Source organism: Mesorhizobium sp. M0833 (genome assembly GCF_040319905.1).
Classification (GTDB): Bacteria; Pseudomonadota; Alphaproteobacteria; order Rhizobiales; family Rhizobiaceae; genus Mesorhizobium.
Map to the genome: position 1 here is coordinate 46,231 of NZ_JAMYOQ010000022.1, position 25,469 is coordinate 71,699.

A 25,469-nucleotide genomic window follows, 5' to 3' on the forward strand; every position below is an offset into this window, starting at 1 on the left:
CCTTGCAACATGAAAGACACGATCCTTGCGCGGCTGAGAACCGCCGCGCAAGGCCCAAGCCACCGCATGCGGGTTACGCTGCGTAGGCCTTGAGACAATTCGAGCTAGACCAGCACTAAGCCCTGCCGCATGGCGATGGCGATCGCATCGGTGCGGTTGGCGGCACCGAGCTTGGTCAGGATAGCCGCGACGTGGAACTTCGCCGTGTGCACGGAGATGTCCAGCCGTCGCGCGATAACCTTGTTGGGCGCGCCCTCGGCCAGCAGCGCCAGCACCTCGCTTTCGCGCGGCGAAAGTGTTGGCCGGGCGATGTGCCCATCAGTCGGTTCCTCATCGAACCGGTCGCTGTCATGGAAGGTAAAATCGTGCCGATCGGATAGAGCATGGCTGTCGCGCGAAATCCGGTAGCCCGCCGCCGCCAGCCGCGCGGCGGCGGCGATCAGCAGCTCGTCCGCTTGCACCGGCAGCACGGCAAACACTGTATCGGCCGGCCGTTCACGGGCCGCTCGCGATAATAGCAGCACGCGAGGCATAGCCGCGTCGAAGAGACCGCCTTGTACTCCATGGTCATCGACGATGGCGACATCCGCCGCCCCGCGCCCGTCGACGTCGCCCGCCAGAACCGGCCGCAGATCATCGGTCGCGGCGAGAGCCGCGGACAGACTTCGTGCGCGCTCGGCGTCAGCGAGCGCGATCAGCACCGTCAGCCGTCTGCCAGCGACCTCACCGCTTACCATCTATCCCTCAGCTCAGTGGCTTTTCACCGATGGTCAGGGAAACCTCACGATTCTCGCCGCCGCGCACCACGCCGAGTGTCACCAAGGCACCGGCACTGTCTGGCCCGAGCTTGTGGATCAGCTCGCGCGGGCCATGCACCGCCTCTGCGTTCCACGACACGATAATGTCGCCGAGGCTGAGACCGGCTGCTTTCGCCGGGCCGTTATCGTCCAGGCTCATCACCATGGCGCCCTGCGTATCACCATTGCGGACCGGATGCAGGCCGGCGCCAAGATAGCCGCGCGCCACATGACCCTTCTCGCGCAGCGTCGTGACTGCCCGTTCGATCGTTTCGTAAGGCATGACCAGTGCCCGCCGGCGTGGCCCGAACAGCAGCATGCCGATCAGTCCGCCCTTGGCGTCGAGCACAGGGCCGCCCTCGAAACGGCCGCCGGCATTGACGGCAAGGTTGATGCGCCGGTCGATCGTGCCGCCCCGCATCGAGCGCCAGGCCGGACCGACCTCGCCGACCGTGCCGAAGGTGGCGAGTGACGTACCGTCACTATTGCCCGCGATGATTGCCAGATTGCCCGGCCGCACCGCCTCCGCCTTTACCAGTGACGGGGCGCTCGGCGCGCCGGCCGGTTTCAAAACGGCCGTGCCGGTGGACGGGTCGCGGCCGACCAGTTCGGCCTTGACGGCTTGGCCCGAAGAAAACGTCAGCTCGATCTCCTCGCCGGCCTCGACCGCCTCCTCGGCAGTGACGAAATAGCCGTCCCGCCAGTGGAAAGCAGTTGACGTCCGGTGGTGCGTCGCGAAGCTGGCCGTCGCGGGTGCCGCAGCTGCCGCGATGTCGGCAATGGCGTCGGATAACGTGCTCAGATTGAAATCGCTCATGATTTGTCTCCTGGGTTCTTCGTGACCCAGATATCGCCCGGCAGGGTGTTGGCGGATACTCGCCTGACGGCTAGTTGAGCATTTGACTGGCCATCTGGTCAGGTCGCGGCCGGTCCGGCCGCTCCGCACATATAGGCATTGTTCATCTTGTTCCAAACGGAGTTCTCAGGTGGCCCTGCCTGCTCAGCAATTGCAATATGACGATGCCCTTCTCGATGCTTATTCGGCGACGGTCGCCGATGCCGTCGACCGCATCGGGCCCGCCGTCTGCCGCATCGAACGCATCGGTGGCCCGGGCGGCCATGGCTCCGGCTTCGTCATCGCGCCGGACGGGCTGGTCGTCACCAACTTCCACGTCGTCGGCGATGCGCGCAGCGTGCGCGTATCTATGCCGGACGGCGCCTCCAGGGAAGGCCGCGTGCTCGGCCGCGATCCCGACACTGACATTGCGCTGGTGCGCGCCGACGGTGACTTTGCCGACGTTGCGCCGCTTGGCGATTCCAAGCGTTTGAGGCGCGGCCAGATTGCAATTGCCATCGGCAACCCGCTCGGCTTCGAATGGACCGTCACCACTGGCGTCGTCTCGGCACTCGGCCGTTCGATGCGTGCCTCCACCGGCCGGCTGATCGACGACGTCATCCAGACCGACGCCGCGCTCAATCCCGGCAATTCCGGCGGACCACTGGTGTCGTCGGCCGGCGAGGTGATCGGCGTTAACACCGCGATGATCCATGGTGCGCAAGGCATCGCCTTCGCGGTTGCCTCCAACACGGCCAATTTCGTCATCTCGGAAATCATCCGCTTCGGCCGCGTGCGCCGTGCCTTCATTGGCGTTTCAGCCGACACCACCAACCTGCCGCGCCGCGCAGCTCTTTTGTCGCAAGTATCGAGCCGCACGGCAGTGCGCCTGCGCACCGTCGAAAAGAACAGCCCGGCGGACAAGGCCGGCCTCAGGGAAGGCGACATCATTGCAGCCATCGACGGCCGCCCGGTCACCGGTGTCGACGATCTGGTGCGCATGCTCGACGCCGAGCGCATCGGCCACGAGACGCTGTGCACGGTGGTGCGCCGCTCCGGCATTACTCAGGTCACGGTGATGCCAGTGGCGCGAAGCTGAGTGCTCGACCTTGATCCCGAACCGAAGGTCAGCGCAGCAAAAGTGGGAACCGGTTTTTCGGACAACATCATGGTCAAACAAGATGAGCCCATCCCGAACCTATCGGGATGGGCAGGCTCTATCGCGGCGCATAGATCCGGCCAAGCAGCGACACCAGCAGCGCGGCCAATTCGCCGGTCGGATCGAGATCCGGATCGAAAATGGTCATATCCATTCCGGTGCAGCGCGGATCCGCCACCAGCGCCGTGAGAATGTCGACGAGATCGTCAGGATCGATGCCGGGGCTGCCCGGTGAATCCACTGCCGGCATGACTGTCTGATCCAGCGCATCGACGTCAAAATGCACCCAGTGGGGCCAGCCGGTTCGCGCCAACGTGCTCCAGGTCTTGTCCAGGACCTTCGCCGCGCCAAGCTCGCGCACGGCAAAGACGTCGATCAACGTCATCGCGGTCGAATGGATGTCCGGCCAGGCGAAGTTGGCGTTGCGGTTCTCGCGTTCGCCGATCTGTATCACCTGTTCGTCCGCGACAAGCGGTCTTGCGATGCCGGGCCACTCGGTCAGCAACGGCTCACCACGTCCGGTTGCGAGCGCAAGGTCCATGCCGGCGGCCGAGCCGAGTGAGGCGTTGACGTCGTAATTGCCCGGATGGCGGAAATCGCTGTGGCCATCGACATGGACCAGCGCAACCGGACCAGATCGCCGTGCTGCGGCCAGCGCGCCAAGCAGGACAGCGCAGTCGCCGCCCACGACCAGCGGGAACTCGCCTCGTCCCAGCGCGCCGGCAACGATTTCGGCGAGTGCGAGATTGAAGCTGCGTATGGCGTTGCCGTTGCGCAGCCGGGTGCCCGGCTGTGGCTCGGTGCTATAGGCGGGCCGATCAAGATCAACCACCTTGGCGGGCGAAAGCATCTCGACCAAGCCGGCTTCGGTAAGCGCCTGCGGCGCGCGCCAGGTCCCCGGAATATGCCCCGGCCGGAGCGGGCGGAGGCCAAGGTTGGAGGGTGCGCGGACAAGGCAGATTTCACGCATGGAGAAGGCCCAGGGTTGATTAACCCCTAAGCATAAACCGCAAAGGCGTGACCAGCCACGCGGCTAAAGCCCTCACGTCGCGTCTGCGGACAGTTCCTGCCAGCGGGCGCTGTCTCGCTCAGCCCGCCGCGCCATCGGCATATTGCGCTAGGAATTCCGGGCTCGGCGGGATCGGCCTGATGACGTCGATCAGCACGCCGTTGGGATCTCTGGTGATGAAATGGCGCTGGCCGAAGGGTTCGTCGCACAGCGCTCGCAGGATCGGTAGCCCGGCGGCGGTGATCCGCTCATAGACGGCATCCGGATCCCTGACCTCGAAATTGATCAGCAGGCCGGAGGTGCGGCCCCGCCCCTCCTTCGGGATCGTCTCATGATCGCCCTGGACGATACCGAGGTTGACGCGACGATCTTCGGCTGAGCGCAGATGGACGTACCAGTCGGCCTCGAACAGCGGCTTGAAGCCGAAATGCGCGATATAAAAGGCTGCAGTGCCGGCAACATCGCCCGTCATCAGCACCGGATAATAGCTCGTCGTCCTCATCTTTCCTTCTCCCGGCGAATAACATACAGTCTGCATCTAAATTTAACTAAACATACAGGCTGCATGTATGCAACAGGGATCCGCTCGCCGCTCCAACCGCGATCGCACCGAGGCGACACGCGCCGAGCTCATCGCCGCGGCGCGAAAACTGTTCACCGAAAAATCCTATGCCGAGACCAGCACACCCGAGATCGTCGCCGCTGCCGGGGTCACGCGCGGCGCGCTCTATCATCACTTTACCGACAAGCAGGCGCTGTTTGCCGCTGTGGTCGAACAGGAGGCGCAAGCCGTCTCGGAAGAGATCGAACGGGCGTCGCCGCCTTCGCTATTTGCCCGCGATGCACTGATTGCCGGCTCGGATGCCTATCTGGCTGCCATGCGTGCCCCCGGCCGCACGCGGCTCTTGCTGCTTGATGGCCCGGCCGTGCTCGGCCGCGCCGCCATGGATGCGATCGACAATCGCCATGGCAACCGTTCGCTGCGCGACGGCCTTGTTGCCACGATGCGGTCGCACTCCATGAAGAGATTGCCTGTGGAAGCACTGACCGCTTTGCTCGCCGCTGCCTTCGACCGCGCAGCGCTCGCCATTGAAGCTGGAGCCTCGATCGAGGACTATCGCGCCGTTCTCATGGCGCTGATCGACGGCCTGTCTCCGGCTCCTTCACAGGCATCTCACCCGGCTCGAACTCGTTGAAACAGCCGAGCTGGCGCTTGAACTGGTCGATCAGCCAGGCGGCCGCCGGTTTCGGGCTGCGATCGGCGCGATGCATGGCATAGAGCGGCGAGCGGACTTCGCTGTAAGGCTCGAGATCGAGTTCGACGAGCCGGCCGTTCGCCAGATCATCGGCAATCAGCCATCGCGGTAGCCCGCCCCAGCCCAGCCCCTCGCGCATCAGCACGTGCTTGGTGCGCACATCCGTCAGCCGCCAGGTGCGGTAGGCGAAGACGCCATAGTCACGCCCGCGCGTACGCTCGGATTGGTCCGAGACGACCAGTTGGATGTGTTCGCGGACATCCTCTAGCGCCACTGGTCTCGGCAGCAGCGCCAGCGGGTGTTCAGGCGCTGCAGCTGGCACCAGGGAGATGAAGCCGATGCGAAGCAGATTTACGTCCGTCTCACCCAGAAGCCCCCCGATGCCGAGATCGGCCTGTCCGCCGACAACATGATCGAGGATCAGGCCAAGCGAGCCGATATGCAGACGCAGCGTCACTGCCGGGAACTGCGCCTCGAATGCCTTTAGCACCCGAACCAGCACCGGCGACGGTAGTGTCACGTCGACCGACAGCGTAACTTCCGCCTCCAATCCCTGCCGGTATCCGTCGACACGCGAGCGGATGCGTTGCAGCACGCCGACCATGCGTCGCGCATCTTCCAGCGTCGCCTTGCCGACATCGGTCAGTTGCGGTTCACGCGTGCCCTCGCGCTCGAACAGCTTCAGCCCGAGCTGCGCTTCGAGGTTGGCGATAGCGTAGCTGATCACCGATTGCGCGCGATTCAATTTGCGCCCGGCGGCCGAGAAGCTGCCGGTCTCGGCCACCGCAACCAGTATCTGCAGTTGGTCAAGCGTCGGGTTCGGGTGCATCGTTCAATCCACAATTTAGATGGATCATATACAAAATATACCAGTTTTTCAAATGGGTCTGCGCACACATATTTGCCGGGAGATTTTAAGTCCAACCCTGGAGACCCATCATGTCGATCCTTCTTGTCACATCCAGCCCACGCGGCGCCGCCTCGCACTCGACCCGCATCGCCACCGAACTCGCCGAGAAGCTGCTTGCCGCCAATCCCTCGGCCAGGCTTGTCGCCCGCGACCTCGTAGCCAACCCGCTGCCGCATATCGACCCCGACTATTCGACCGGCATATATATGCCGGTCGAAGCGCGCAGCCAGCGCCAGGCTGAGGTCGTCGGCGTTTCCGACACGGTGCTGGACGAGCTGTTTGCGGCCGACACCGTCATTCTCGCCACCGGCTTCATCAACTTCAACATCTCCTCGACGCTGAAGTCCTGGGTCGATCACATTGCCCGTTCCGGCAAGAGCTTTGCCTATGGCGAGAACGGCCCCAAGGGCCTCGTCACCGGCAAGAAGGTCTATATCGTGCTGGCTTCGGGCGGCATCTATTCCGAAGGTGCGGCCGTGCAGTTCGATCACGCCATTCCCTACCTGCGCAGCGTACTCGGCTTTCTCGGCATGAACGATGTCGAGGTCATCCGCATCGAAGGAGTCGGGATGGGCGCCGATGCGGTGGCAGCAGCGCTGGCCAAGGCCTCGACGAAGGTCGACGCCATTGTGGCTGCGACCGGAAATGCCGAGCGCGTCGCCACCGCGGCGTAAAGCGTCAGCATAGTCTGAATTGTACAAGGGCAGGCGCCCGGCGCCTGCCCTTGTTGTCGTTGGCGACAACCTATTGTGGTGGGCCACACAACTGCCATTGGTTATTCGTCAGCCGTGGCAAGAAGGGGCCCATCCAGCCGGCGCTGAAGGTCCGCGGCCCGGAATATTTTGCGCATCATCTATGGTCCCGAATATGACGCGCCCAACAATCTCGTGCGCCTCCGAGAACGCGGCCTGGCCGGCAAGCGCAGCCTTGGCGCTCAGAGAGTTCGCGCTTGGCCACGAAGCGCTAACGCGATTTGTCGCCAAGCAGCCGCTACGCCGGGTTCACGAGTGTGTCTTCGCCGTGCTGGAGTTGGAAAGCGGGCCAATCGACCCAAGGCTGTCGTAGCCGATCTACCCGAAGATCTTTTCGCCTTGCTCGTCGACCAGTTGGATGCCCTTTTTGATCGAGATGTCGACAGCGTCATCAAGCCCGGCAAAGCGGTCGGCGCGGATGAATTTGTGCTCCTTCATCACGCCGTCGATCTCCTTCGAAACCACGCCGCAGGTCTGGTACTGGCCCTCCGCCTTGTAGGGCGTGGCACTGATCAAAAATCCCTTGTGCTCGATCTGCTTTGCCGGCGCCGCTGTCTTTGGCTCGGCGGCTTCGTTGCCTCCGCCGAAAAGACGCTTCAGAAAAGACATGGGGTATCCTCCAACGGCAATCATCCTGCACCACATAGCGCGGTGCAGGATGATTTTCAGTACCGGTCCTTGGCCGAGCGGGCAAGGGCCGCAGCTGGCTTGGCACTCAGAGGTCAGTCGCGCGACAACGCTTCCAAGGCCTCTGCGGCAGCTTCCAATATGCTGATTGCCTCGGCCTGCTTTGCTTCAGGCGCATCGACGATTTCGCCGAGCGCGGCGCGCAGCCGGTGACGCACGGCGCGAAATTCGTCGCGCTTTTCCGAGCGGCCGCGGCCGCGCCGTCCACCGTCGCCGTCATCATTCCAGCCGAACCAGTCGCGCGCCTTAGCCATCTTGCGGCCGAAGCGCTCGAGATGTTCGAGCACGTGGTCGATCATCTCGCGATTTTCATTGAGGTGCGCCTGCCCTGCCTCGGTGATTGAAAACACCTTCTTGTTGCCTTCCGCCGCAGAAACGGCGTAGCCGGCCTCTTCCAGGAAGGTCAGCGTCGGATAGACCACGCCGGGGCTCGGGCTGTAGACGCCGCTGGTGCGCTCCTCCAGTGCCTTGATGATGTCGTAGCCGTGACGCGGCGCCTCGGCCAGCAGCGACAGCGTGATCAGCTTGAGATCGCCGTCGGCCAGCATGCGCCCGGCGCGGAACATGTCGCCCGGCCCGCCGCGTCCGCCGCCCCTCATGCCATGTCCGAACGGGCCGAAGCCGCCGCCGCGTCCGCCGAACTTGCCGGCCATATGCATGAAAATGCGCTCGGCGCGTTCGCCAAAATGATGATGCCCGAAATGACTATCTTTGTGCATTGCATCTTCCTTGAGTTATGTCTTACGATATATCTTAATTAGATGCATGCGATCACCGCGTCAAGATATATCTTACGATGTATCTGAAAATGGCGCCAGCAGGATTGGTTTTCGCCGGCAAGGGCGGTTAGGAAGCGCGCGAGGGGCCGAAGGCCACTCCCCAGGCGTCTAACGTGAAGCAACGCCCCCGTTCCGGGCAGTTACGCCGAAGACCGGCGAATGGATGCAAGGCGACGAACCGGATGCTTCGGCGAAATCCCAGACGAATGTGAAAACCTCGCGCAGAAAGCTGCCTCCGACGCTGCTGCTGGTGCTGCCTGCGGTGCGCCGCATCGTTGGCTGGCTTCGCGACCCCGCGGCTTGATAGCGGGGCATGCGAAACGCTCGAAACTTTCTCGGGCGGTGCGGGAGGAATGGATACCCGTTACCAGCGGCCTTTGCGCCGGTTCCAGGCATAGAGCAGATCGGCGAAACGATCATAGGCATAGCGCGTCAACGGCAGTGCGGCGGGATTGCCGAACAGCGGCGCCAACCAGCCCTCGCCCGGCGTTATCAGCCACACCGCAACTGCAACATCGGCGCCGACCAGCAATTTGCCACCGGCGTCGGTCGCATGCAGCCGACGCCGGATATCCTCCAGCCCTATGCCGTAGCGGGCCAACGCCGTCGGTTCGGTATTGATGTCGCGAAATTCGATCCGACCGGCCTTGACCGCCTCGATCAGCCGCCGTTTCTGCCGGGTGATGCCGGCATCACAGACCGGACAGCGGGTATTATACCAGACGGTCAGCAAAGGCTTGCTCATGTTTCGAGAACGGCACCAGAGGGACGCGCACCGACTATCCGGCAAACGCCGTTGCGCCGCAACGCAACACGACAGCCGCGAAATGGCCGGCTAGGCCTGGAGCGCAACTTACCCGAGCGAGGTGATGATCTCGCGATAGGCATCCTCCGGGAAAGCCTTGAGTGTGCGCGTCCTGACGTTTCCGGCCGTCGCCAGCATCAGCGAGAAACGAGCCAGGACGGCATCGTCAGGCGCTTCGAGCACGGCCACCATGTCGCAATCCCCCATGGTGAGATAAAATGCCTTGAAGGACCCGCCCATGTCGCCCAGCAGCTTCTTGGCGGCATCGAGCCGCTTCGGCGATTCGCGCACGTTTTTGGCGCCTTGCTCCGTCCAGTTGATCAGCACGATGTAAGTTGTCATGGCACACCTCCCTCCGGTGCCACGGAGCGCGGCGTCCAACCGCCGGGGCGGGCATCCGGGTTTGTCGCCCAGAGAATGCGTCCGTCGCGGAATTATCCTCTCGTAAGGCACGACCCGCAAGAGCGGCGCGTTCAATCGTGATCGCCTGTGCCCAAACGGAAAAGGGCGCCACCGGCGCCCTTGAAACTGCTTATCCGTCACCCGGCCTCAGCTGTCGAGGAAGCTTCTGAGCTTGCGCGACCGGCTCGGGTGCTTGAGCTTGCGCAGCGCCTTGGCTTCGATCTGGCGGATGCGCTCGCGGGTGACCGAGAATTGCTGGCCGACCTCTTCAAGCGTGTGGTCGGTGTTCATGCCGATGCCGAAGCGCATTCTGAGCACGCGCTCTTCGCGCGGCGTCAGCGAGGCCAATACGCGCGTCGTCGTCTCGCGCAAATTGGCCTGGATCGCTGCGTCGATCGGCAGGATCGCCATCTTGTCCTCGATGAAGTCGCCAAGATGCGAATCCTCCTCGTCGCCGACCGGCGTTTCGAGGGAGATCGGCTCCTTGGCGATCTTCAGCACCTTGCGCACTTTTTCCAGCGGCATGGCGAGCTTTTCCGCCAATTCTTCCGGCGTCGGCTCACGGCCGATCTCATGCAGCATCTGGCGCGAGGTGCGCACGATTTTGTTGATCGTTTCGATCATGTGCACCGGAATGCGGATAGTGCGCGCCTGGTCAGCGATCGAACGGGTGATCGCCTGCCGGATCCACCACGTCGCGTAGGTCGAGAACTTGTAGCCGCGGCGGTATTCGAATTTGTCGACCGCCTTCATCAGGCCGATATTGCCCTCCTGAATCAGATCGAGGAACTGCAGGCCGCGATTGGTGTATTTCTTGGCGATGGAGATGACGAGGCGCAGATTGGCCTCGACCATTTCCTTCTTGGCGATCGCGGCTTCGCGCTCGCCCTTCTGCACCTGGTTGACGATCTTGCGGAATTCCTGGATCGAAATCGCCGTCTCGGTGGCGAGGTTCTGGATCTCGGCGCGCAGGTCGCGGATGGCGTCCTTCTCGTTCTTGGTGAATTCCTTCCAGCCGCGTGAAGTCAAATTGCCGATCGAGCGGGTCCAGTTGGGATCGAGCTCCGAGCCCTGATATTCCTTGAGGAATTCCTCGCGGCGCACACCATAGCTTTCGGCCAGCCTGAGCAGCTTGCCTTCGTTCTGCACTAGGCGCTTGTTGATGTCGTAGAGCTGCTCGACCAGCGCCTCGATGCGCGCCGTGTTCAAGGACAGCGACTTCACCGCCTTGATCAGTTGGTCCTTCAGTTCCTTGAGCCGGCGGTCCTGACTAGGCGACAGCGTGCCGGCGGCAGCCAGCCGGTTCTCGACCTGCTGGTCCTGCAGCTTGCGCAGTTTCTTGTAGGTGTCGGCAATGACGTCGAGCGTCTCCATCACCTGCGGGCGCAGTTCGGCTTCCATCGCCGCCAGCGACAGGCTCGCCTCGTCATCGTCTTCCTCGTCATCGTCCACCAGGCCACGGGTGTCGCCGCCGACATTGGTGATGTCGTCCTCGTCCTCGCGCGAACGGCGCGACTTTTCCTCGGTCTTGGCTTCCTCGATACGCTCGACAACCGGCGCCTGCTTGGCCTCCGGCCCGGCATAGGTCGCCTCGAGGTCGATGATCTCGCGCAGCAGGATCTTCGATTCGTTGAGCTCGTCACGCCAGATGATGATGGCCTGGAAGGTCAGCGGGCTTTCGCACAGGCCCGCGATCATCGTCTCGCGGCCGGCCTCGATGCGCTTGGCGATCGCGATTTCGCCCTCGCGCGACAGAAGCTCGACTGAGCCCATCTCGCGCAGATACATGCGGACCGGATCGTCGGTGCGGTCGGTCGGCTCTTTCTTGGTCGTGGTGGCGGCGACGGCGGTGCCGGTCTGCTCGGCGAGTTCGTTCGCGTCTTCCTCGGCGTCAGCGGCAGTATCGGCGGCTTCGGGCTCCTCGCCCTGCTCGTCGTCCTCGACCACGTTGATGCCCATGTCGGAAAGCATGGCCATCGTGTCCTCGATCTGCTCGGAGGTCACTTCCTCCGAGGGCAGCACCGAATTCAGCTCGTCCATGGTGACATAGCCGCGCTTCTTGGCGGCCTTGATCATCTTCTTGACAGCATCGTCGGAAAGGTCGAGCAGAGGGCCATCGGTCGCGGCCTCGCGTTCGGTCTCGACTTCTTCCTTTTCCTTTGTCGCCATAGTCTTTATTTTCTCCAAGCGGCTGAGTATCAAAGCCGCGTAAGCTGCCGGTCCGGTCAAATTGGATGCGCTCCTTCCAGAACGCGCTTTACCGGGCCAGTAACTGCATCTCTCGTTAAGTCCAGATTAACCCTGATATCTGTGGCAAGCAGACTGCCTGTCCAGTGATCAGTACCTTACATCGCTGCATTCCCGTCGATGCCGGGGCGGGTTAACGTTTCGAATCGACCTGATTCCGCCATTCTGCCGGAAGGTCAAGCGCCTCTCGCATGATTCGCATGAAAAAAGCGAATCAATTACCCGACTTAGAGCACCGCACGCTTGGATTCAACGCGCAAGCACGTCCTTACATTTCAGTCTTCTGGAGGCTTCGATCTAAACGCGCCCAGCTCTGCCCGACGATACGCCAAACCCTTCGATCAGCGCTTCCGTTGCCTGCACATCACGAAATTGCGCCTGGATTTCGACCAGGTGCCGGTAATTTTCGTCCGTGGGATCGCTGGCGAGCGCTGCTTCCGCCTGCTTCAGCTCCTTATGTAAGGTGCGCGCGCTGCGCTGCAAGTGGAGAGCTTGGCTGAACGCATCACGAGCATCGTCGAGTGCTGCCGTTTCCAGCGCCGGCCATTGCCGCGCACGTTTGATCAACGCCACCGCGCGCTGCCAGATCTCACCACAGCCGGCCCGCTCGATCGTCGCGATTACAGCCTCGCGGTTGTTGGCCATATCGTGCGCCATGGCGTCGAGGATGGCCGCATGCAGCCGCTTCAGATCGGAATTGGCGAGATCGAGGAACTCGACATGAGCGAAATTCTCGTCGATCAGCACGGGATGGTTGACGAGGGCCGCAATGATCGTCGCCTCGCGCACCGACATGCCCTCGCCGCCGCGTTTGACCAGCGCCGAGCGGCCGAGGCTTTCGGTGATCGCGGTGCGCCCACCGGCACCGCCGCCACGTGCAAACTGTCCGCCGGGTGCTGAGACCCTGCCCGGGAAGCGCTCACCGGGCCTTCCGTCCTGACGTCCCTGGCGTCCGCGCTGGACACCGAAGAAGTTCTGCACGCGCTCGCGCATTTCCTGTTGGTAGTGATAGCGAAGGCTCTCGTCGCGGATGCGGCTGGTCAGTTCGCGCAGCGTCTTTTCGAGCTCTGCCCGCCGTTCCGGCGTATCGAAGATGCCGCCGGCGGTCTCGCGCATCCACAAGAGGTCGGCCAGCGGCCGCGCCTCGGAAAGCACGGCGCGGAACGCATCCGGTCCGTCACCCTTGACCAGATCGTCGGGATCCTTGTCCTCCGGCAGCAGGGCGAAGCGCACGGAGCGGCCTGCCTGGACCGCCGGCAGCGCCATGTCGGCGGCGCGCCATGCTGCCTTCAGCCCGGCCTGGTCGCCGTCGAAGCACAGCACCGGCTCGCCGGCCATGCGCCACAGTAGTTCGAGCTGGTTTTCAGTCAATGCGGTGCCGAGCGGCGCCACCACGTTCTCGAAGCCGGCCTGCGCCAGCGCGATCACATCCATGTAGCCCTCTACGGCAATGACCGTGCCGCCCTTGGCCAGCGCTCCCTTTCCGAGCGCTTGGCGCGCACGGGCGAAATTGTAGAGCACGTTGCCCTTGTGGAAGAGCTCCGTATCGGGCGAGTTCATGTATTTGGCCAGCGCATCCGGCGCCAGTGCCCGCCCGCCGAAGGCGATGATCTTGCCCCTGGAATCCGGGATCGGGAACATGATGCGGTCGCGAAACCAATCATAGGAAACCGGCACGTCGTCGCCATGTCGCACCAGCCCGCACGCCTCGATGTCGGCCTTGGGGACACCCTTGGCGGCAAGGTGCTCCTTCAGCGCGTTGCGGCTGTCGGGGGCATAGCCGAGGCGGAAAGACTGCTGCGTCGCCGGTGTCAGCCCCCGGTCGCGCAGGTAGGCGCGGGCCTTTGCCCCTTCCGGTCCCTGCAGCCGTTCCTGGAAGAACACCGTCGCCATCTCCATGACATCGGTCAGGCTGGCGCGTTCCTTTTCGCGCCGTTCCTCATCGGCATCGCGAACCGGCATCGGCACGCCGGCCATGTCGGCGATCTTCTCGACGGCCTCGGGAAAGCTCATCCCATCGAGTTCGGTCAAAAACTTGAAATGGTCGCCCGAAACCGAGCAGCCGAAACAGTGATAACGGCCCTTCTTGTCCTCGCAATGGAAGGACGGGCTCTTCTCGCCATGGAACGGACAGCACGCCCAATAATCGCCACGCGGCGCGTTGGTCTTCTTCCTGTCCCACGCGACGCGCTGGCCGATCACCGAAGAAATCGGTATGCGGTCGCGTATCTCGTCGAGGAAAGCAGGCGGAAAGCGCATGGGGACAGCTCGTTTGGGCTTCATATAATCACACGGGCGAAGCCCGACGACTCCTAATGGCGACCATACCCGGTTTTCACAGGTCAAAAAGAGAAGGCGGCCCGCGGACCGCCTTCGTGATCTAAACCGGCGCAGCGCCGGTCAGCCGTTCCGCTCACTGCGCGGCGATGGCACCGAAGATCACGCCGGAGAGAACGCTTACCAGCAGATAGTCGTTACCGACCCGGATCCATTCCTGACCGGGACCCGGACGGCGCAGGCCATAGTGGCGATAATCGCGAATCGGCTGATGACGCTTCCAGCTCGAATATCTCTGGCCGTTGCGCCAATGGCTGCGCCTCACGACGATCTTCGTCTTCTTCACTACGACGCGCTTGGTCACGTCGACATGCTTGTTCACATGCCTGCCGGGCTTCTGCCAGTCGACCTGGCTGTAGTTCGACTGCGGCGCGTTTGGTGTGTTCAGGGGTGCAGCCTGGCCCTGCAAGGCGGTTGCAGCCAGCATCGAGAAGGCAATGGCGGAAAGAATGATACGTTTCATGGCGGGTACTCCTTGGTTGTCGATGCCTCGGAATAGAGCCGGAAGGATGAACCGAAACTGAATGCATAGATTACGTTTTCGTAATGATTTCTTACATTTAGAACGACTAATTCAGCGATACCTTTAAAGTGACCGTTCGAGAATGGACGCATGACCTTCCGCAACCCCGCAGGCTATGCAACCATTTTGTCAGCCATCCATTTCCGACACGCCCCGTCGTGTGGCAACACGCGTCCGAACCGGGCAAAATTTATTATTCGGCTAAAATAAGTCGGAGTAGTATCAACCCCTGCAATGTCCACGATTCGCGCCCACTTTTGCCCCTTTGACTTCACCGCGCCCGCGTCGCCGGCACCTGTCGCGTTGCGGGGCCTGGCATGAGTGGCTCGGTCGTCTTGCTGCACCTTGCCGGTGCGGTGGCACTGATGCTGTTTGCCACCCGTCTGGTGAAAACCGGCGTCGAGCGCGCCTACGGCGATGTGCTGCGCCACAAACTGCGCGCCACCATGCGCAATCCGTTCATGGCGGTTCTGGCCGGCTGCGGCCTGGCGGTCGCACTGCAAAGCTCGACCGCCGTCACCTTGCTGGTCGGCTCATTCGCCGGCTCCGGCATCGTCAGCGGCATGTCGGGCCAGCTTGCGGTGCGCGGCGCCGAGATCGGCTCGGCGCTGGTGGTCAAGCTGCTTACCTTTGATCTGTCGCTGCTGGTGCCGGTCTGCCTGGTCGCCGGCACCGTCATGTTCATGGCCACCGAGCGGCGCGACTGGCGCCAGTTCGGCCGCATCCTGGTCGGCATCGGCCTGCTGCTTTTGTCGCTGGAGATGATCGGCCAGGCGTCGGAGCCGCTCCGCCAGAGCACGCTGATGCCGCTCATCGTCAATTACTTCTCCGGCGATCCGGTCACCGCCTATCTTCTGGCAGCGTTGGTCACCTGGCTGTTCCATTCCTCGATTGCCGCGGTGCTGCTGATGGTGACGCTCGCCGGCCGCGGTTTCATCCCGCCCGAACTGGGCATTGTGCTGGTGCTCGGCGTCAATCTCGGCTCTTCGATCATCGCGCCGCTTCTAACCCGCAACGCAGAGCCCGGCGTTCGCATCGTGCCGGTCGGAAATCTCCTGATGCGCGGTATGGGTTCGCTGATCATGCTGATCCTGTTCCTGACGTTCAAGCCGCCGGTCGCCTTCTTGGGCAGCACCGTGCCCGAGCAGATCGTCAATGCCCACATCGCCTTCAACATCTTGATCCTGATCGCCGGCGTGCCGCTGGCGCGCCTGGTCTATCGCGCCTCGGAAAAGATCGTGGCGCTGGGCACCAAGCCGCAACCCGCCAACGCGCTCGACGTCGTTGAGCTTTCCGCGCTCAACGAAAGTGCGCTCGACGTGCCGAGCCAGGCATTAGCCAACGCCACCCGCGAGGTGGTGCGGGTCTGCGAAACGGTCGAGATCATGCTGAAACGGATCATCGAGCTCTATGAGAGCGCCGATGCCGACAAGATTGGCGCGCTGGCCGCACTCGACGACCGTGTCGACAGAAAGCACGCGGCAATCAAGCTCTATCTGGCCAGGGTCACCAAGAACCCGCTGAGCGAGGACGAGGCCCTGCGTTGCCAGGAGCTGATCGGCGCCTGCGTCAAGCTGGAGCAGGTCGGCGACATCATTGTGCGCAACATGCTGGTCCACGTGAAGAAGAAATTCGAGCGCGGGCTGGAGTTCACGCCGGAAGGATGGCGCGAGCTTTGCGCCTTCCATGCCTTGGTGCTTGCCAATGCCAGGCTTGCCTTCAACGTGCTGGTGTCCCGCGATCCGGAGACCGCTCGCCAGTTGGTGCTGGAAAAGGACCGGCTGCGCGACCGCGAGAAGGAAACCAGCCAGAGCCATTTCGTGCGGCTGCGCGACGGCACCGCCAAGAGCGTCGAGACCAGCTCCATTCACCTGGACACCATTCGCGACCTCAAGCAGATTAACTCGCTGCTCGCCTCGATGGCCTATCCCGTGCTTGAGGAGCGCGGTCTGCTCACCGGTTCACGGCTGAAGGCTGGATAGATTGCGTCCACAGGCCAGGTAGCTTCAGAACATCGCCTATGAAAATTGCCGTGGGCCAATGCGCAAAAAAATTATCTTTGCGCGTTTTCCCGTCTGTCGGCTAAAGGATCGTCCCATATCTACCGGGAGGAAAGTCGATGGACACCCATTCTCGCAGCTTCGTCAAGGCGCTTTCCTGGCGCGTCACCGGCACCATCGACACGATGATCATTTCGCTCGTCGTGACCGGAAGCATCAAGCTCGCCGCTGCCATCGGCCTGACCGAGGTCGTCACCAAGTCGCTGCTCTACTATCTTCACGAACGTGCGTGGCTGAAAATTCCTTACGGGAGGAAGGCAGCCGCCTAGCTCTTGCCTCCGCGGCGGGCGCCAGACCGGCGATCAAGAAAAGCTAAAGCGGCGTCGACAATTTCTGGATTGCCCGCTGCCCCCATCCGTGGTTTGAGGCCAGCTTGTCCGAGGATCTCCTTCCCGCCATGCTGCCCCTCATTGCCCTGTTCATAGCTGCCTTCGCCTTCGGCACCACCGAATTCGTCATCGCCGGCGTGCTGCCGCAGGTGGCGGATGGCCTTGGTGTCGCGATTCCGACCGCCGGCTATCTCGTTTCCGGCTATGCCGGCGGCATTGCAGTCGGCGGCCCGCTGCTGGCGCTCGCCACCAAAAGGTTCTCCCGCAAGGCCCTGCTGCTTGGACTGACTGCAGCCTTCACCATCGGCCAGGCCGCCTGCGCGCTGGCGCCCGACTTCGCCTCGATGCTGCTGTTGCGGATAGCGGTGGCCGTGGCGCATGGCGCCTATTTCGGCGTTGCCATGGTGGTGGCCGTCGGCCTCGTGCGCGAAGACCAGCGCGGCATGGCGGTGGCGCTGATCCTGTCCGGCCTCACCGTATCGAACGTCATCGGCGTTCCGGCCGGCACGGCAATCGGCAACATCTGGGGATGGCGTGCAACATTCTGGGTGATGTGCGCGCTCGGTGTGGTGGCCTTCGCGGCAATCGGCGCCCTGCTGCCGCGCAAGACGGGATCGTCGAGCCCGTCAGTGAGCCTTGGAAGCGAGGTCCGCGTGCTCGCACGTCAGCAGGTCTGGACCTCGCTCATTATCATGCTGATGCTGATGATCGGCCAGTTCGGCCTGTTCACCTATATCACGCCGACGCTGCTTGAGGTCACAGGCCTCGACGAGAAATGGATACCTTGGGTGCTCTTGCTCAATGGGGTCGGCGCAACGATCGGCGTCTTCGTCGGCGGGCGGCTCGCCGACTGGAAGCTGATGCCGTCGCTCATCGCCATGCTTTTCCTGCAGGCGGTGATGCTCGCCTTGATCTATGCCGTCAGTTCTTACCCACTGCCGATGGTGATAGCGATCTTCGTCTGGGGCGGCCTCAACTTCGCCATCGGCACGCCGATCCAGACCCGCATACTGACTTGGACCGCGGACGCCTCCAATCTTGCCTCGTCGCTCATTCCGTCGGGCTTCAATGTCGGCATCGCGCTCGCCGCATCCCTCGGCGCGGCCATGCTCAATGCCGGCTATGGCTATCGCAGCCTGCCGGTGGTTGGCGCGGTCGCCATGCTGGTCGCGGTCGCGGTTGCGCTTGCCTCGCATGTCCGGGAATGGCGAAGCCGGGCTGCGCCGCCGCTGCCGGCTGCCGCCGAATAGGGCTACAGATCGATCCGGTAGCGTAGGCTTTCCGCGCCGCCATAGGCCGCGTCCTCGAAGAAACGCCCGACGAGCCGGCCGCCATTGGCCAGAACGACCTTCTGCGAAGGCACATTGTGAGGCTTGCAGGTGATTTCGACGAAGGGCAGGCCAACAGCCCTCGCCTCCACCAGCATCAGCCGCAGCGCCTCGGTCGCATAGCCGCGTCCCCGTTTCCACGGCACCACCGCATAGCCGATGTGGCCGAGCACATGCGACGGCAGCCTGCGGTGCCGTGTTGCCAGCGCAAGCCGATTGAGCCTGCGACTTCCCCGTCCCAGATCCAGCGCCGGAATCCGGGCAGCCGCGGCACCGTCGAACCGTCGGGCAAGGTGATCGGCGGTCCCTTGCCATCGGAATCGTCGAGATCGCCAAGGAAAGTCGCTGGATCCTTTTCGATAGCCGCAAGCTGCTCGCGCGTCGCGTCGAGCAGCCGCACATTGTCCGGCGACCAGCCGCGCTCGAGAGCCGCCTTGTAGGACGGCAGGTGTTCAAGCGCCGGTTTGACGAGTTCGATCACGGGCGCGAGCTTTTTGCTGCCGGATTGCAGGCGCGAGGGCAAGGGCCTTCGGCAGCTTACTGAAGCAGGCTCTTGACGATGCCGCTCGCCTTGGAGAAATCCATCTGACCGGCGTATTTCTCCTTGAGCGCCGCCATCACCTTGCCCATGTCCTTGACGCCGCTGGCGCCGGTCTCGGCAATCGCGGAACGGACGGCGCTTTCCGTCTCAACCTGGCCCAGTTGCGTCGGCAGGAAGTCGCGGATGATGGCCATCTCGTCGCGCTCCTGCGCCGCAAGCTCCGGCCGCTTGCCGTCATCGAACGCCTTGGCCGATTCCTCGCGCTGCTTCACCATCTTGGCCAGGATCTGCAGGATCTCGTCGTCGCTGGCCGGCTCCTTGCCGGCGCCGCGATTGGCGATGTCGCGGTCGTGAATGGCCGCCTGGATTAGCCGCAATGTCGGCAGCCGGCGCTTGTCCTGCGCCTTCATCGCGCTCTTCAGGGATTCGGCGATTTTGCCTCGCATAGTGCTTTCTCCTTCGAATGCGGCGGACAATAGCCGTGCCGAAAGCCCAACGCAAATGCGACACTACCGGCAAATCCCTGATATTGTTCGACGAAATAAATCCGGGCTCGCACTTCCTGGCATCATTGACCGCCTTGGCGCCTTCCCCTATGTACTGGGCCTTGCATGAACTGAATTCTAGTGCACGTCGCCCAAAAGTGCGTAGCTGTTTTGGGCAACGACATGCACACGTGAAAACTTAGCGCGCCGAGGCTGTGAGATCGCCGCTTCGCGCTTTTTGTTGCGCCGACTGAGGGCGCACCTTGAGGAGTGCCGCCGTGGCAACGATGACCGCCGCATCGCCCCCCCCTTGGGCCACCGACAAGCCGACTGCCCTGCTGGTGCTGGCCGACGGCACCGTCATCGAGGGTCGCGGTCTGGGCGCCGCCGGCTCCGCCGTCGCCGAGGTCTGCTTCAACACTGCGCTGACCGGCTATCAGGAGATCCTCACCGACCCATCCTATGCCGGCCAGATCGTCACTTTCACCTTTCCGCATATCGGCAATATCGGCACAAACGACGAAGATATCGAGGACCTCAACCCGCTGGCCCGCGCCGGCGCCGTCGGCGCCGTGTTCAAGGCCGACGTCACCAACCCGTCGAATTATCGCGCCGGAACCGGTCTCGACCAGTGGCTGAAGAAGCGCGGCATCGTCGCACTTTCAGGCATCGACACGCGGGCGCTGACCGCGTTGATCCGCGAAAAGGGCATGCCAAATGCCGTCATCGCGCACGCGCCCGACGGTATCTTCGACGTCGATGATCTCAAGCGCCGCGCCGCCGCATGGTCGGGGCTTATCGGGCTTGATCTGGCCAAGGAAGTCACCTCCGGTCAATCCTCGGTCTGGCGCGAGACGCCCTGGGTCTGGAACGAGGGCTTTGGCGAACAGGCTGATCCGTCGATGCACGTCGTTGCCGTCGACTACGGGGTCAAGCGCAACATATTGCGCCTGCTGGCCGGCCTCGGCGCCAAGGTAACTGTGGTGCCGGCAAAAACCGGCGCCGAGGAGATCCTGGCGATGCGGCCCGACGGCATTTTTCTATCCAACGGCCCTGGCGATCCGGAAGCAACCGGCGACTACGCCGTGCCGGTCATTCAGGATCTTTTGAAGACCGATATCCCACTGTTTGGCATCTGCCTCGGCCACCAGATGCTGGCGCTGGCGCTGGGCGGCAAGACTGCAAAAATGCATCAGGGCCACCACGGCGCCAATCATCCGGTCAAGGACCACACCACCGGCAAGGTCGAGATCGTCTCGATGAACCATGGCTTTGCCGTCGACGCCGACTCGTTGCCGAGCGGCGTCGAGGAAACCCATGTCTCGCTGTTCGACGGTTCGAATTGCGGCATTGCGCTCACCGGCAGACCGGTCTTCTCGGTCCAGCATCATCCCGAAGCCTCGCCCGGGCCGCAGGATTCGCACTATCTGTTTCGCCGCTTCGTCAATCTGATCCGCGAAAAGCGCGGCGAGCCGGCACTGGCCGAGCGTGTTTAGCGCATTGCGTAAAAACGGATTTGACTGACGGCGCCGGCCGGGCTCCCGGCGCCGATCAAGCCCCGTCCGTCACCGCTTCCTGCGCGTGCATGCGTTTGACTTCCTTCGGCGTCGGCTTGGCCACCCTGGTGACGAAGACGACGAGCGCCAGCGTGAGGAAAATCGCGCCGAGCAGATACGGGGCACCGCCGAAAGCTACGGGCGCGTTCGGGCCCGTGAACCAGGAAAAGATCGCCGTATAAAGCAGCGGTGTGATGATCGAGGTGATCGAGAAGATCGAGGTCATTGCGCCCTGGAGTTCGCCCTGGGCGGAAGGTGGCACCTTGGCGGCCGCAAGGCTTCTGAGCGGCGGGTCGGCCAACGCCTCGAGACACCCGACGACGATCACGGCATAGATCATCCAGCCTTGTGACGCGAAGGCGTAGCCGAAGGCGCTGAGTGCGGTAAATGCCAGACCGATTACCGCCGTCTTCCACTCGCCAAGCTTAGGGATCACGCGCGGCAGGACAGTCGCCATGACGATCGCCCCGCACAGGCCGAAAGCGCCGAGCGAGAAGCCGATCTGTTGTTCGCTCCAGCCATAGCGATAACTGGAGACGAACGACCAGACCGCAGGATACATCATGTGCCCCAGCGTCATCAGAAAGAAGACAAGTCCGATCCAGCCGATACCTTCGTAGTTGCGCATCTGGACGAGCGTGCCGACCGGGTTGGCGCGTTTCCACTCGAAGCGGCGACGGTGCTTGTTATCAAGTGTTTCCGGCAACAGAAACAGCGCGATCAGAAAGTTTGCGAAGGCAAGCCCGGCAGCGAAATAGAACGGCACACGCGGCCCGAACGTGCCGAGCAACCCGCCCAGAACCGGCCCGATGACGAAGCCGACACCGAAAGCAATGCCGAGCAGCCCAAAATTCTTCGCACGATTTTCGTCGGTCGAGATATCGGCGATGAATGCCGATGTCGTGGAATAACTGGCGCCGGAAATGCCGGCCAGCACGCGGCCGATGAACAGCATCGGATAGGACCAGGCGATTGCGCAGATCAGATTGTCGATAGCGAACGTCAGCACCGAGGCGAGCAGGATAGGCCGCCGCCCGAACCGGTCGCTCAACCCACCCATCACCGGTGCGAAAACGAACTGCATCGCCGCATAGACGAAGAACAGCCAGCCGCCCTCGATAGCCGCCTCGCTGATGCCGACGCCGGTCAATTCCCTGAGATAGGCCGGCAGCACCGGCATAATGATGCCGAAGCCGATGACGTCGAGCAGCAGGGTGGTGAAAACAAGCGCAAGGCCCCGCCTGGCGGTTTTTCGGTCTATCATGATGGTATCTCCTCGGGCCGCCCGAGCGAACGGGAACACACCTTATAGGCGAGCACATCGCTGGGAACAATGAGGGAACGGGCAGAGTGCTTTCATCCTGACATCCCCTGACTGCGGTCCAGTCTCTCGGATTACGAGAAAACCGTCGGCTCAGATCGGGTTGTTGAACGTGTCGCAGTCCGAAAGCTTGCCGTTCTGGAAACCTCGCGCCAGCCAGGTCTGCCGCTGCTGCGACGTGCCGTGGTTGAAGCTTTCCGGCACGACGTAGCCCTGCATCTTCTTCTGCAGCGTGTCGTCGCCGATCTGTTTGGCGGCGTTCAGTGCCTCCGCCATGTCGCCCTGTTCCAAGATGCCCTTCTGACCGGTGAAATGCGCCCAGATGCCGGCAAAGCAGTCGGCCTGCAGCTCGACCTGCACCGACATGTGGTTGGCGTCGGCTTCGCTCATATTCTGCCGCATCTGGTTGAATTTGGGCAGGATGCCGACGAGGTTCTGCACGTGGTGGCCGACCTCATGCGCGATCACATAGGCCTGTGCGAAATCGCCGGAGGCACCGAACTGCTGATCGAGCTGCTGGAAGAAGGTGGTGTCGAGATAGACCTTGCGATCATTGGGACAGTAGAATGGTCCGGCCGCCGATGAGGCAGAACCGCAAGCAGAGCCGATCCGGCCGCTGAACAGGACCAGCTTTGGATCCTGATAGGTCAGGCCCTCGGACTGGAAAATACCGGTCCAGGTATCCTCGGTCTCGGCCAGCACGGTCGACACGAACTGCTTCATTTCGTCGGACGCGGGCGCACCGGTGCCGCCGCCCTGGCCGCCGCTATTGTCGGTGATCTGGCCGCCGCCACCGGGCTGCAAGCCGCTGTCATCGAGGATCTGGCTCGGGTCGAAGCCGAAATACCACCCTGCCAGGAAAATCAACCCTACGATAATGATGCCCGACATGCCGCCGCCGCCGGCGCGACCGCCGATCGGGATGCGAAACTGCCCCGGCCCACCGCCAAACCCGCCGCTCTGGCCGCGCTCGTCCTCGACATTGTCACTCTGACGACGGCCCTTCCAGAGCATGGCAACCCCCATGACGCAATTTCTTCCGGCCGATCGGGCCGTGTCCCGGTTCGATCGGACACGACCACAATTATCTCAACGGTTACGCCAAGTCACAGTATTTTTCGTGCGAACAAGCAATGCTTGCTGACGCTTGTTTGCTCTGGCCGAAACATCGCAAGGTCTGTGGCGTTCGCCCTGCTCGTGGGAGCGAGTCGCGCCACGTGCTTTTCAGCGGGCGGCGATTATTGCCTTGCGAAAGGCTTCGAGCGTCTCGGCGCTGACATGATGCTCGATGCCTTCGGCGTCGATGCGCGCCGTCTCGGCACTGACGCCGAGCGAGCGCAGGAAGGCCTCGACCGTCTGGTGGCGAATGCGGCTCTCTTCCGCAACCTTGCGGCCGGCCTCGGTCAGGAACACGCCGCGATAAGGCTTCCGGGAGACCAGCCCGTCGGCGCACAGCCGCGTCAGCATTTTCGCCACCGTCGGCTGAGCGACGCCGAGCCGTGCCGCGATATCGACCTGGCGCGCCTCGTTGCCATCCTCGATCAGGTCGGCGATGAGCTCGACATAATCCTCGACCAGCGCGCTGCGGCGCGCTTCACGCGTCTGCCTGAAGCCTTCCGAGTGGATTTCTGCATCAGGCAGCGGCTTTTCGCGAGGAACCGGTCTTTTCTTCAGCGCCAATACGCGCTCCTCCCGGCAGTTTGAATCGACATTGCAGTCATAACACGGAACCCTATTTGTTCTGGCCGTTTATTTCCATTCGGTGGCCGGCGCAACCGGCGGTCACTGCGGTCCGGCCGCACGGCCAAGCGGCTACACGAAAAAGCTCCGACAATGAAATATAGCATATTGCATAATGTTCAGCCGTGGCATAGATAAGGAGAGAACATCGATCGTTCCAGTGGAAAGCCATTTCATGTCGGAAGCCGAAGCCACCTCAGCCCCCCGGTCCATGTGGCGATTTGCCCGCCCGGAGGACGACGAGCAGCTCAGCCTGCGCGAAGTCAACGCAACGATCGCGGTGCCGCACTCGGGGATCTGGCTTCGCCGGCTGTTCGCCTTCATGGGGCCGGGCTACATGGTTTCGGTCGGCTATATGGATCCGGGCAATTGGGCGACCGACCTCGCCGGCGGAGCCCAATTCGGCTACACGCTGCTTTTCATCATCATGTTGTCGAACCTGATGGCGATCCTGCTGCAGGCGCTCGCCGCCCGGCTCGGCATCGCCACCGGCCGCGACCTTGCGCAGGCGTGCCGCGCCTATTATCCGCGACCGGTCAATTTCATGCTGTGGGTCGCTTGCGAACTGGCCATCATCGCCTGCGACCTGGCCGAGGTCATTGGCACGGCAATCGCCTTGCAACTGCTGTTCGGGATTCCGCTGATCGGCGGCGCCATTATCACCGCGCTCGATGCCTTCCTGCTGCTGCTGCTGATGAACAAGGGCTTCCGTTTCCTCGAGGCCTTCATCATAGCACTTTTGATTGTCATCTTCGGCTGCTTCGCCATTCAGATCTTTGCCGCCGCGCCGCCGGTCGGCTCCATCCTGCACGCCATGTTCGTACCGTCGTCCGAGATCGTCACCAATCCGGCGATGCTTTACATTGCCATCGGCATCATCGGCGCCACGGTGATGCCGCACAATCTCTATCTGCACTCCTCGATCGTGCAGACCCGCGCCTACGAGCGCACCGATCGCGGCAAGCGCGACGCCATCAAATGGGCGACGACCGACTCGACCATCGCGCTGATACTGGCGCTGTTCGTCAATGCTTCCATCCTGATCGTGTCGGCGGTGGCGTTCCACGGCACCGGTCATCACGACGTTGCCGAGATCGGCCAGGCCTTCGAGCTTCTGTCGCCGCTGCTTGGCCTCGGCATCGCTTCCATCCTGTTTGCGGTGGCGCTGCTTGCCTCCGGCCTGAACTCGACGGTCACCGCGACGCTGGCCGGCCAGATCGTGATGGAAGGCTTCTTGCGGCTGCGCATCCCGCAATGGGCGCGCCGCCTGCTGACGCGCGGCATCGCCATCATCCCGGTGGTGGTCGTCACCGCGCTCTATGGCGAGAAGGGCACCGGCCAGTTGCTGGTCTTCAGCCAGGTGATCCTGTCGATGCAGCTTCCCTTCGCGGTCGTCCCGCTGGTGCAGTTCGTCTCGGACAAGCGCAAGATGGGCAATTTCGCCATTTCCCGCGCCGTCGCCGTGCTGGCCTGGGTGGTTGCCGCCCTCATCCTGGTGCTCAACTTCAAGCTGCTCTACGATACGGTCGTCGGTTTAGGCTGAGCGTCTGCTCCAAACTGACCCAACAACGTCGGCAATCATCCGTCCTTCCAGCCCTGGAAATTTGCCGG

The 25,469-nt window shown here is 62.8% G+C and carries 26 protein-coding genes and 1 pseudogene; 10 read left to right on the plus strand and 17 right to left on the minus strand.

The annotated features are described in order from the left end of the window. Positions 1-104: 104 nt before the first annotated feature. Positions 105-737 carry a helix-turn-helix transcriptional regulator gene (locus tag NKH98_RS23035; RefSeq protein ID WP_254820363.1) on the minus strand — a complete coding sequence of 211 codons (633 nt, stop codon included), beginning with the start codon at positions 735-737 and terminating at the stop codon, positions 105-107. Between the two features lie 7 nt (positions 738-744). Then, entirely contained in the window at positions 745-1,614 is an 870-nt protein-coding gene (locus NKH98_RS23040) for a S1C family serine protease (protein ID WP_352477775.1), read from the minus strand. 169 nt (positions 1,615-1,783) lie between these two features. Here NKH98_RS23040 and NKH98_RS23045 point away from each other — a divergent pair, with 169 nt between their 5' ends. Continuing rightward, positions 1,784-2,731 carry a S1C family serine protease gene (locus tag NKH98_RS23045; RefSeq protein ID WP_254820361.1) on the plus strand — a complete coding sequence of 316 codons (948 nt, stop codon included), beginning with the start codon at positions 1,784-1,786 and terminating at the stop codon, positions 2,729-2,731. A 118-nt stretch (positions 2,732-2,849) separates the two neighbouring features. Here NKH98_RS23045 and NKH98_RS23050 read toward each other — a convergent pair whose 3' ends face one another. After that, the gene (locus NKH98_RS23050; RefSeq protein ID WP_352901945.1) at positions 2,850-3,761 is read right to left on the minus strand and encodes an arginase family protein; all 912 of its coding nucleotides are present in this window, start codon (positions 3,759-3,761) and stop codon (positions 2,850-2,852) included. A 118-nt stretch (positions 3,762-3,879) separates the two neighbouring features. Further along, a complete protein-coding gene (locus tag NKH98_RS23055) occupies positions 3,880-4,302 on the minus strand; it encodes a VOC family protein (protein WP_352901947.1) in 423 nt (140 codons plus the stop codon). A gap of 67 nt (positions 4,303-4,369) precedes the next feature. Between NKH98_RS23055 and NKH98_RS23060 the strand changes: the two genes are divergently transcribed. After that, positions 4,370-4,996, plus strand: coding sequence for a TetR/AcrR family transcriptional regulator (locus tag NKH98_RS23060; protein WP_352901950.1), 627 nt, complete (start codon positions 4,370-4,372; stop codon positions 4,994-4,996). Here NKH98_RS23060 and NKH98_RS23065 read toward each other — a convergent pair. Next, complete coding sequence (locus NKH98_RS23065) at positions 4,929-5,885, minus strand: LysR family transcriptional regulator (protein WP_352901953.1); 957 nt, start codon at positions 5,883-5,885, stop codon at positions 4,929-4,931. The genes NKH98_RS23060 and NKH98_RS23065 overlap by 68 nt on opposite strands. A 110-nt stretch (positions 5,886-5,995) precedes the next feature. On the opposite strand from NKH98_RS23065, the gene NKH98_RS23070 reads away from it, so the two are divergent. Further along, positions 5,996-6,640, plus strand: coding sequence for an FMN-dependent NADH-azoreductase (locus NKH98_RS23070; protein ID WP_352901956.1), 645 nt, complete (start codon positions 5,996-5,998; stop codon positions 6,638-6,640). A gap of 193 nt (positions 6,641-6,833) precedes the next feature. Next, positions 6,834-7,031, plus strand: coding sequence for a hypothetical protein (locus NKH98_RS23075; RefSeq protein WP_502894302.1), 198 nt, complete (start codon positions 6,834-6,836; stop codon positions 7,029-7,031). A gap of 5 nt (positions 7,032-7,036) precedes the next feature. On the opposite strand, the gene NKH98_RS23080 is transcribed toward NKH98_RS23075, so the two are convergent. Together NKH98_RS23080 and NKH98_RS23085 are read right to left on the minus strand one after the other, a co-directional pair. Beyond that, positions 7,037-7,327, minus strand: a complete 291-nt coding sequence (locus NKH98_RS23080) for an HlyU family transcriptional regulator (RefSeq protein ID WP_023678291.1) — start codon at positions 7,325-7,327, stop codon at positions 7,037-7,039. Positions 7,328-7,440: 113 nt separating this feature from the next. Next, complete coding sequence (locus tag NKH98_RS23085; protein ID WP_352901959.1) at positions 7,441-8,124, minus strand: PadR family transcriptional regulator; 684 nt, start codon at positions 8,122-8,124, stop codon at positions 7,441-7,443. 223 nt (positions 8,125-8,347) lie between these two features. Between NKH98_RS23085 and NKH98_RS23090 the strand changes: the two genes are divergently transcribed. Then, positions 8,348-8,488, plus strand: a complete 141-nt coding sequence (locus tag NKH98_RS23090) for a hypothetical protein (protein ID WP_352506766.1) — start codon at positions 8,348-8,350, stop codon at positions 8,486-8,488. 60 nt (positions 8,489-8,548) lie between these two features. On the opposite strand, the gene NKH98_RS23095 is transcribed toward NKH98_RS23090, so the two are convergent. The 5 genes from NKH98_RS23095 to NKH98_RS23115 all read right to left on the minus strand — a co-directional run bounded on the left by NKH98_RS23095 (position 8,549) and on the right by NKH98_RS23115 (position 14,438). Further along, positions 8,549-8,929: a thiol-disulfide oxidoreductase DCC family protein gene (locus tag NKH98_RS23095; protein ID WP_352901962.1), complete on the minus strand. Its 381-nt coding sequence runs from the start codon at positions 8,927-8,929 to the stop codon at positions 8,549-8,551. A 108-nt stretch (positions 8,930-9,037) separates the two neighbouring features. Then, positions 9,038-9,331: a GYD domain-containing protein gene (locus tag NKH98_RS23100; RefSeq protein ID WP_352450720.1), complete on the minus strand. Its 294-nt coding sequence runs from the start codon at positions 9,329-9,331 to the stop codon at positions 9,038-9,040. Between the two features lie 207 nt (positions 9,332-9,538). After that, positions 9,539-11,560: an RNA polymerase sigma factor RpoD gene (gene rpoD / locus NKH98_RS23105; protein WP_023678297.1), complete on the minus strand. Its 2,022-nt coding sequence runs from the start codon at positions 11,558-11,560 to the stop codon at positions 9,539-9,541. A 375-nt stretch (positions 11,561-11,935) separates the two neighbouring features. Then, a complete protein-coding gene (gene dnaG / locus NKH98_RS23110) occupies positions 11,936-13,897 on the minus strand; it encodes a DNA primase (RefSeq protein ID WP_352901965.1) in 1,962 nt (653 codons plus the stop codon). A 154-nt stretch (positions 13,898-14,051) separates the two neighbouring features. Continuing rightward, on the minus strand, positions 14,052-14,438 hold the full coding sequence (locus NKH98_RS23115) for an RcnB family protein (RefSeq protein ID WP_352802817.1): 387 nt from the start codon (positions 14,436-14,438) through the stop codon (positions 14,052-14,054). 377 nt (positions 14,439-14,815) lie between these two features. Between NKH98_RS23115 and NKH98_RS23120 the strand changes: the two genes are divergently transcribed. From NKH98_RS23120 to NKH98_RS23130, 3 genes are all read left to right on the plus strand, one after another. Then, a complete protein-coding gene (locus tag NKH98_RS23120) occupies positions 14,816-16,480 on the plus strand; it encodes a Na/Pi cotransporter family protein (protein ID WP_352901969.1) in 1,665 nt (554 codons plus the stop codon). A 137-nt stretch (positions 16,481-16,617) separates the two neighbouring features. After that, entirely contained in the window at positions 16,618-16,827 is a 210-nt protein-coding gene (locus NKH98_RS23125; RefSeq protein WP_352901972.1) for a DUF2061 domain-containing protein, read from the plus strand. 128 nt (positions 16,828-16,955) lie between these two features. Beyond that, positions 16,956-18,137, plus strand: coding sequence for an MFS transporter (locus NKH98_RS23130; RefSeq protein ID WP_352902009.1), 1,182 nt, complete (start codon positions 16,956-16,958; stop codon positions 18,135-18,137). A gap of 2 nt (positions 18,138-18,139) precedes the next feature. Here NKH98_RS23130 and NKH98_RS23135 read toward each other — a convergent pair. Together NKH98_RS23135 and NKH98_RS23140 are read right to left on the minus strand one after the other, a co-directional pair. Further along, positions 18,140-18,696: pseudogene (locus NKH98_RS23135) on the minus strand (GNAT family N-acetyltransferase). Positions 18,697-18,752: 56 nt separating this feature from the next. Continuing rightward, positions 18,753-19,202, minus strand: a complete 450-nt coding sequence (locus NKH98_RS23140; protein WP_254820347.1) for a GatB/YqeY domain-containing protein — start codon at positions 19,200-19,202, stop codon at positions 18,753-18,755. Between the two features lie 326 nt (positions 19,203-19,528). Here NKH98_RS23140 and carA point away from each other — a divergent pair, with 326 nt between their 5' ends. Then, the gene (gene carA, locus NKH98_RS23145) at positions 19,529-20,737 is read left to right on the plus strand and encodes a glutamine-hydrolyzing carbamoyl-phosphate synthase small subunit (protein WP_352902012.1); all 1,209 of its coding nucleotides are present in this window, start codon (positions 19,529-19,531) and stop codon (positions 20,735-20,737) included. Positions 20,738-20,792: 55 nt separating this feature from the next. On the opposite strand, the gene NKH98_RS23150 is transcribed toward carA, so the two are convergent. From NKH98_RS23150 to mntR, 3 genes are all read right to left on the minus strand, one after another. Next, positions 20,793-22,061 (minus strand): TCR/Tet family MFS transporter, encoded by a 1,269-nt coding sequence (locus NKH98_RS23150; RefSeq protein ID WP_352477806.1) that lies wholly within the window; start codon positions 22,059-22,061, stop codon positions 20,793-20,795. A 150-nt stretch (positions 22,062-22,211) separates the two neighbouring features. Then, positions 22,212-23,132, minus strand: coding sequence for a KPN_02809 family neutral zinc metallopeptidase (gene ypfJ / locus NKH98_RS23155; protein WP_352478094.1), 921 nt, complete (start codon positions 23,130-23,132; stop codon positions 22,212-22,214). Between the two features lie 210 nt (positions 23,133-23,342). After that, the gene (gene mntR / locus NKH98_RS23160; RefSeq protein WP_254820344.1) at positions 23,343-23,798 is read right to left on the minus strand and encodes a manganese-binding transcriptional regulator MntR; all 456 of its coding nucleotides are present in this window, start codon (positions 23,796-23,798) and stop codon (positions 23,343-23,345) included. A 235-nt stretch (positions 23,799-24,033) separates the two neighbouring features. Here mntR and NKH98_RS23165 point away from each other — a divergent pair, with 235 nt between their 5' ends. After that, positions 24,034-25,401: an Nramp family divalent metal transporter gene (locus NKH98_RS23165; RefSeq protein ID WP_352477808.1), complete on the plus strand. Its 1,368-nt coding sequence runs from the start codon at positions 24,034-24,036 to the stop codon at positions 25,399-25,401. Positions 25,402-25,469: the final 68 nt, after the last annotated feature.

What these genes read in the sequence shown, in the direction of transcription:
- NKH98_RS23035 (WP_254820363.1), bottom strand. Translation starts at nt 737, where the DNA reads ATGGTAAGCGGTGAGGTCGCTGGCAGACGGCTGACGGTGCTGATCGCG.
- NKH98_RS23040 (WP_352477775.1), bottom strand. Translation starts at nt 1,614, where the DNA reads ATGAGCGATTTCAATCTGAGCACGTTATCCGACGCCATTGCCGACATC.
- NKH98_RS23050 (WP_352901945.1), bottom strand. Translation starts at nt 3,761, where the DNA reads ATGCGTGAAATCTGCCTTGTCCGCGCACCCTCCAACCTTGGCCTCCGC.
- NKH98_RS23055 (WP_352901947.1), bottom strand. Translation starts at nt 4,302, where the DNA reads ATGAGGACGACGAGCTATTATCCGGTGCTGATGACGGGCGATGTTGCC.
- NKH98_RS23060 (WP_352901950.1), top strand. Translation starts at nt 4,370, where the DNA reads ATGCAACAGGGATCCGCTCGCCGCTCCAACCGCGATCGCACCGAGGCG.
- NKH98_RS23065 (WP_352901953.1), bottom strand. Translation starts at nt 5,885, where the DNA reads ATGCACCCGAACCCGACGCTTGACCAACTGCAGATACTGGTTGCGGTG.
- NKH98_RS23070 (WP_352901956.1), top strand. Translation starts at nt 5,996, where the DNA reads ATGTCGATCCTTCTTGTCACATCCAGCCCACGCGGCGCCGCCTCGCAC.
- NKH98_RS23075 (WP_502894302.1), top strand. Translation starts at nt 6,834, where the DNA reads ATGACGCGCCCAACAATCTCGTGCGCCTCCGAGAACGCGGCCTGGCCG.
- NKH98_RS23080 (WP_023678291.1), bottom strand. Translation starts at nt 7,327, where the DNA reads ATGTCTTTTCTGAAGCGTCTTTTCGGCGGAGGCAACGAAGCCGCCGAG.
- NKH98_RS23085 (WP_352901959.1), bottom strand. Translation starts at nt 8,124, where the DNA reads ATGCACAAAGATAGTCATTTCGGGCATCATCATTTTGGCGAACGCGCC.
- NKH98_RS23090 (WP_352506766.1), top strand. Translation starts at nt 8,348, where the DNA reads ATGCAAGGCGACGAACCGGATGCTTCGGCGAAATCCCAGACGAATGTG.
- NKH98_RS23095 (WP_352901962.1), bottom strand. Translation starts at nt 8,929, where the DNA reads ATGAGCAAGCCTTTGCTGACCGTCTGGTATAATACCCGCTGTCCGGTC.
- NKH98_RS23100 (WP_352450720.1), bottom strand. Translation starts at nt 9,331, where the DNA reads ATGACAACTTACATCGTGCTGATCAACTGGACGGAGCAAGGCGCCAAA.
- rpoD (WP_023678297.1), bottom strand. Translation starts at nt 11,560, where the DNA reads ATGGCGACAAAGGAAAAGGAAGAAGTCGAGACCGAACGCGAGGCCGCG.
- dnaG (WP_352901965.1), bottom strand. Translation starts at nt 13,897, where the DNA reads ATGCGCTTTCCGCCTGCTTTCCTCGACGAGATACGCGACCGCATACCG.
- NKH98_RS23115 (WP_352802817.1), bottom strand. Translation starts at nt 14,438, where the DNA reads ATGAAACGTATCATTCTTTCCGCCATTGCCTTCTCGATGCTGGCTGCA.
- NKH98_RS23120 (WP_352901969.1), top strand. Translation starts at nt 14,816, where the DNA reads ATGAGTGGCTCGGTCGTCTTGCTGCACCTTGCCGGTGCGGTGGCACTG.
- NKH98_RS23125 (WP_352901972.1), top strand. Translation starts at nt 16,618, where the DNA reads ATGGACACCCATTCTCGCAGCTTCGTCAAGGCGCTTTCCTGGCGCGTC.
- NKH98_RS23130 (WP_352902009.1), top strand. Translation starts at nt 16,956, where the DNA reads ATGCTGCCCCTCATTGCCCTGTTCATAGCTGCCTTCGCCTTCGGCACC.
- NKH98_RS23140 (WP_254820347.1), bottom strand. Translation starts at nt 19,202, where the DNA reads ATGCGAGGCAAAATCGCCGAATCCCTGAAGAGCGCGATGAAGGCGCAG.
- carA (WP_352902012.1), top strand. Translation starts at nt 19,529, where the DNA reads ATGACCGCCGCATCGCCCCCCCCTTGGGCCACCGACAAGCCGACTGCC.
- NKH98_RS23150 (WP_352477806.1), bottom strand. Translation starts at nt 22,061, where the DNA reads ATGATAGACCGAAAAACCGCCAGGCGGGGCCTTGCGCTTGTTTTCACC.
- ypfJ (WP_352478094.1), bottom strand. Translation starts at nt 23,132, where the DNA reads ATGCTCTGGAAGGGCCGTCGTCAGAGTGACAATGTCGAGGACGAGCGC.
- NKH98_RS23165 (WP_352477808.1), top strand. Translation starts at nt 24,034, where the DNA reads ATGTCGGAAGCCGAAGCCACCTCAGCCCCCCGGTCCATGTGGCGATTT.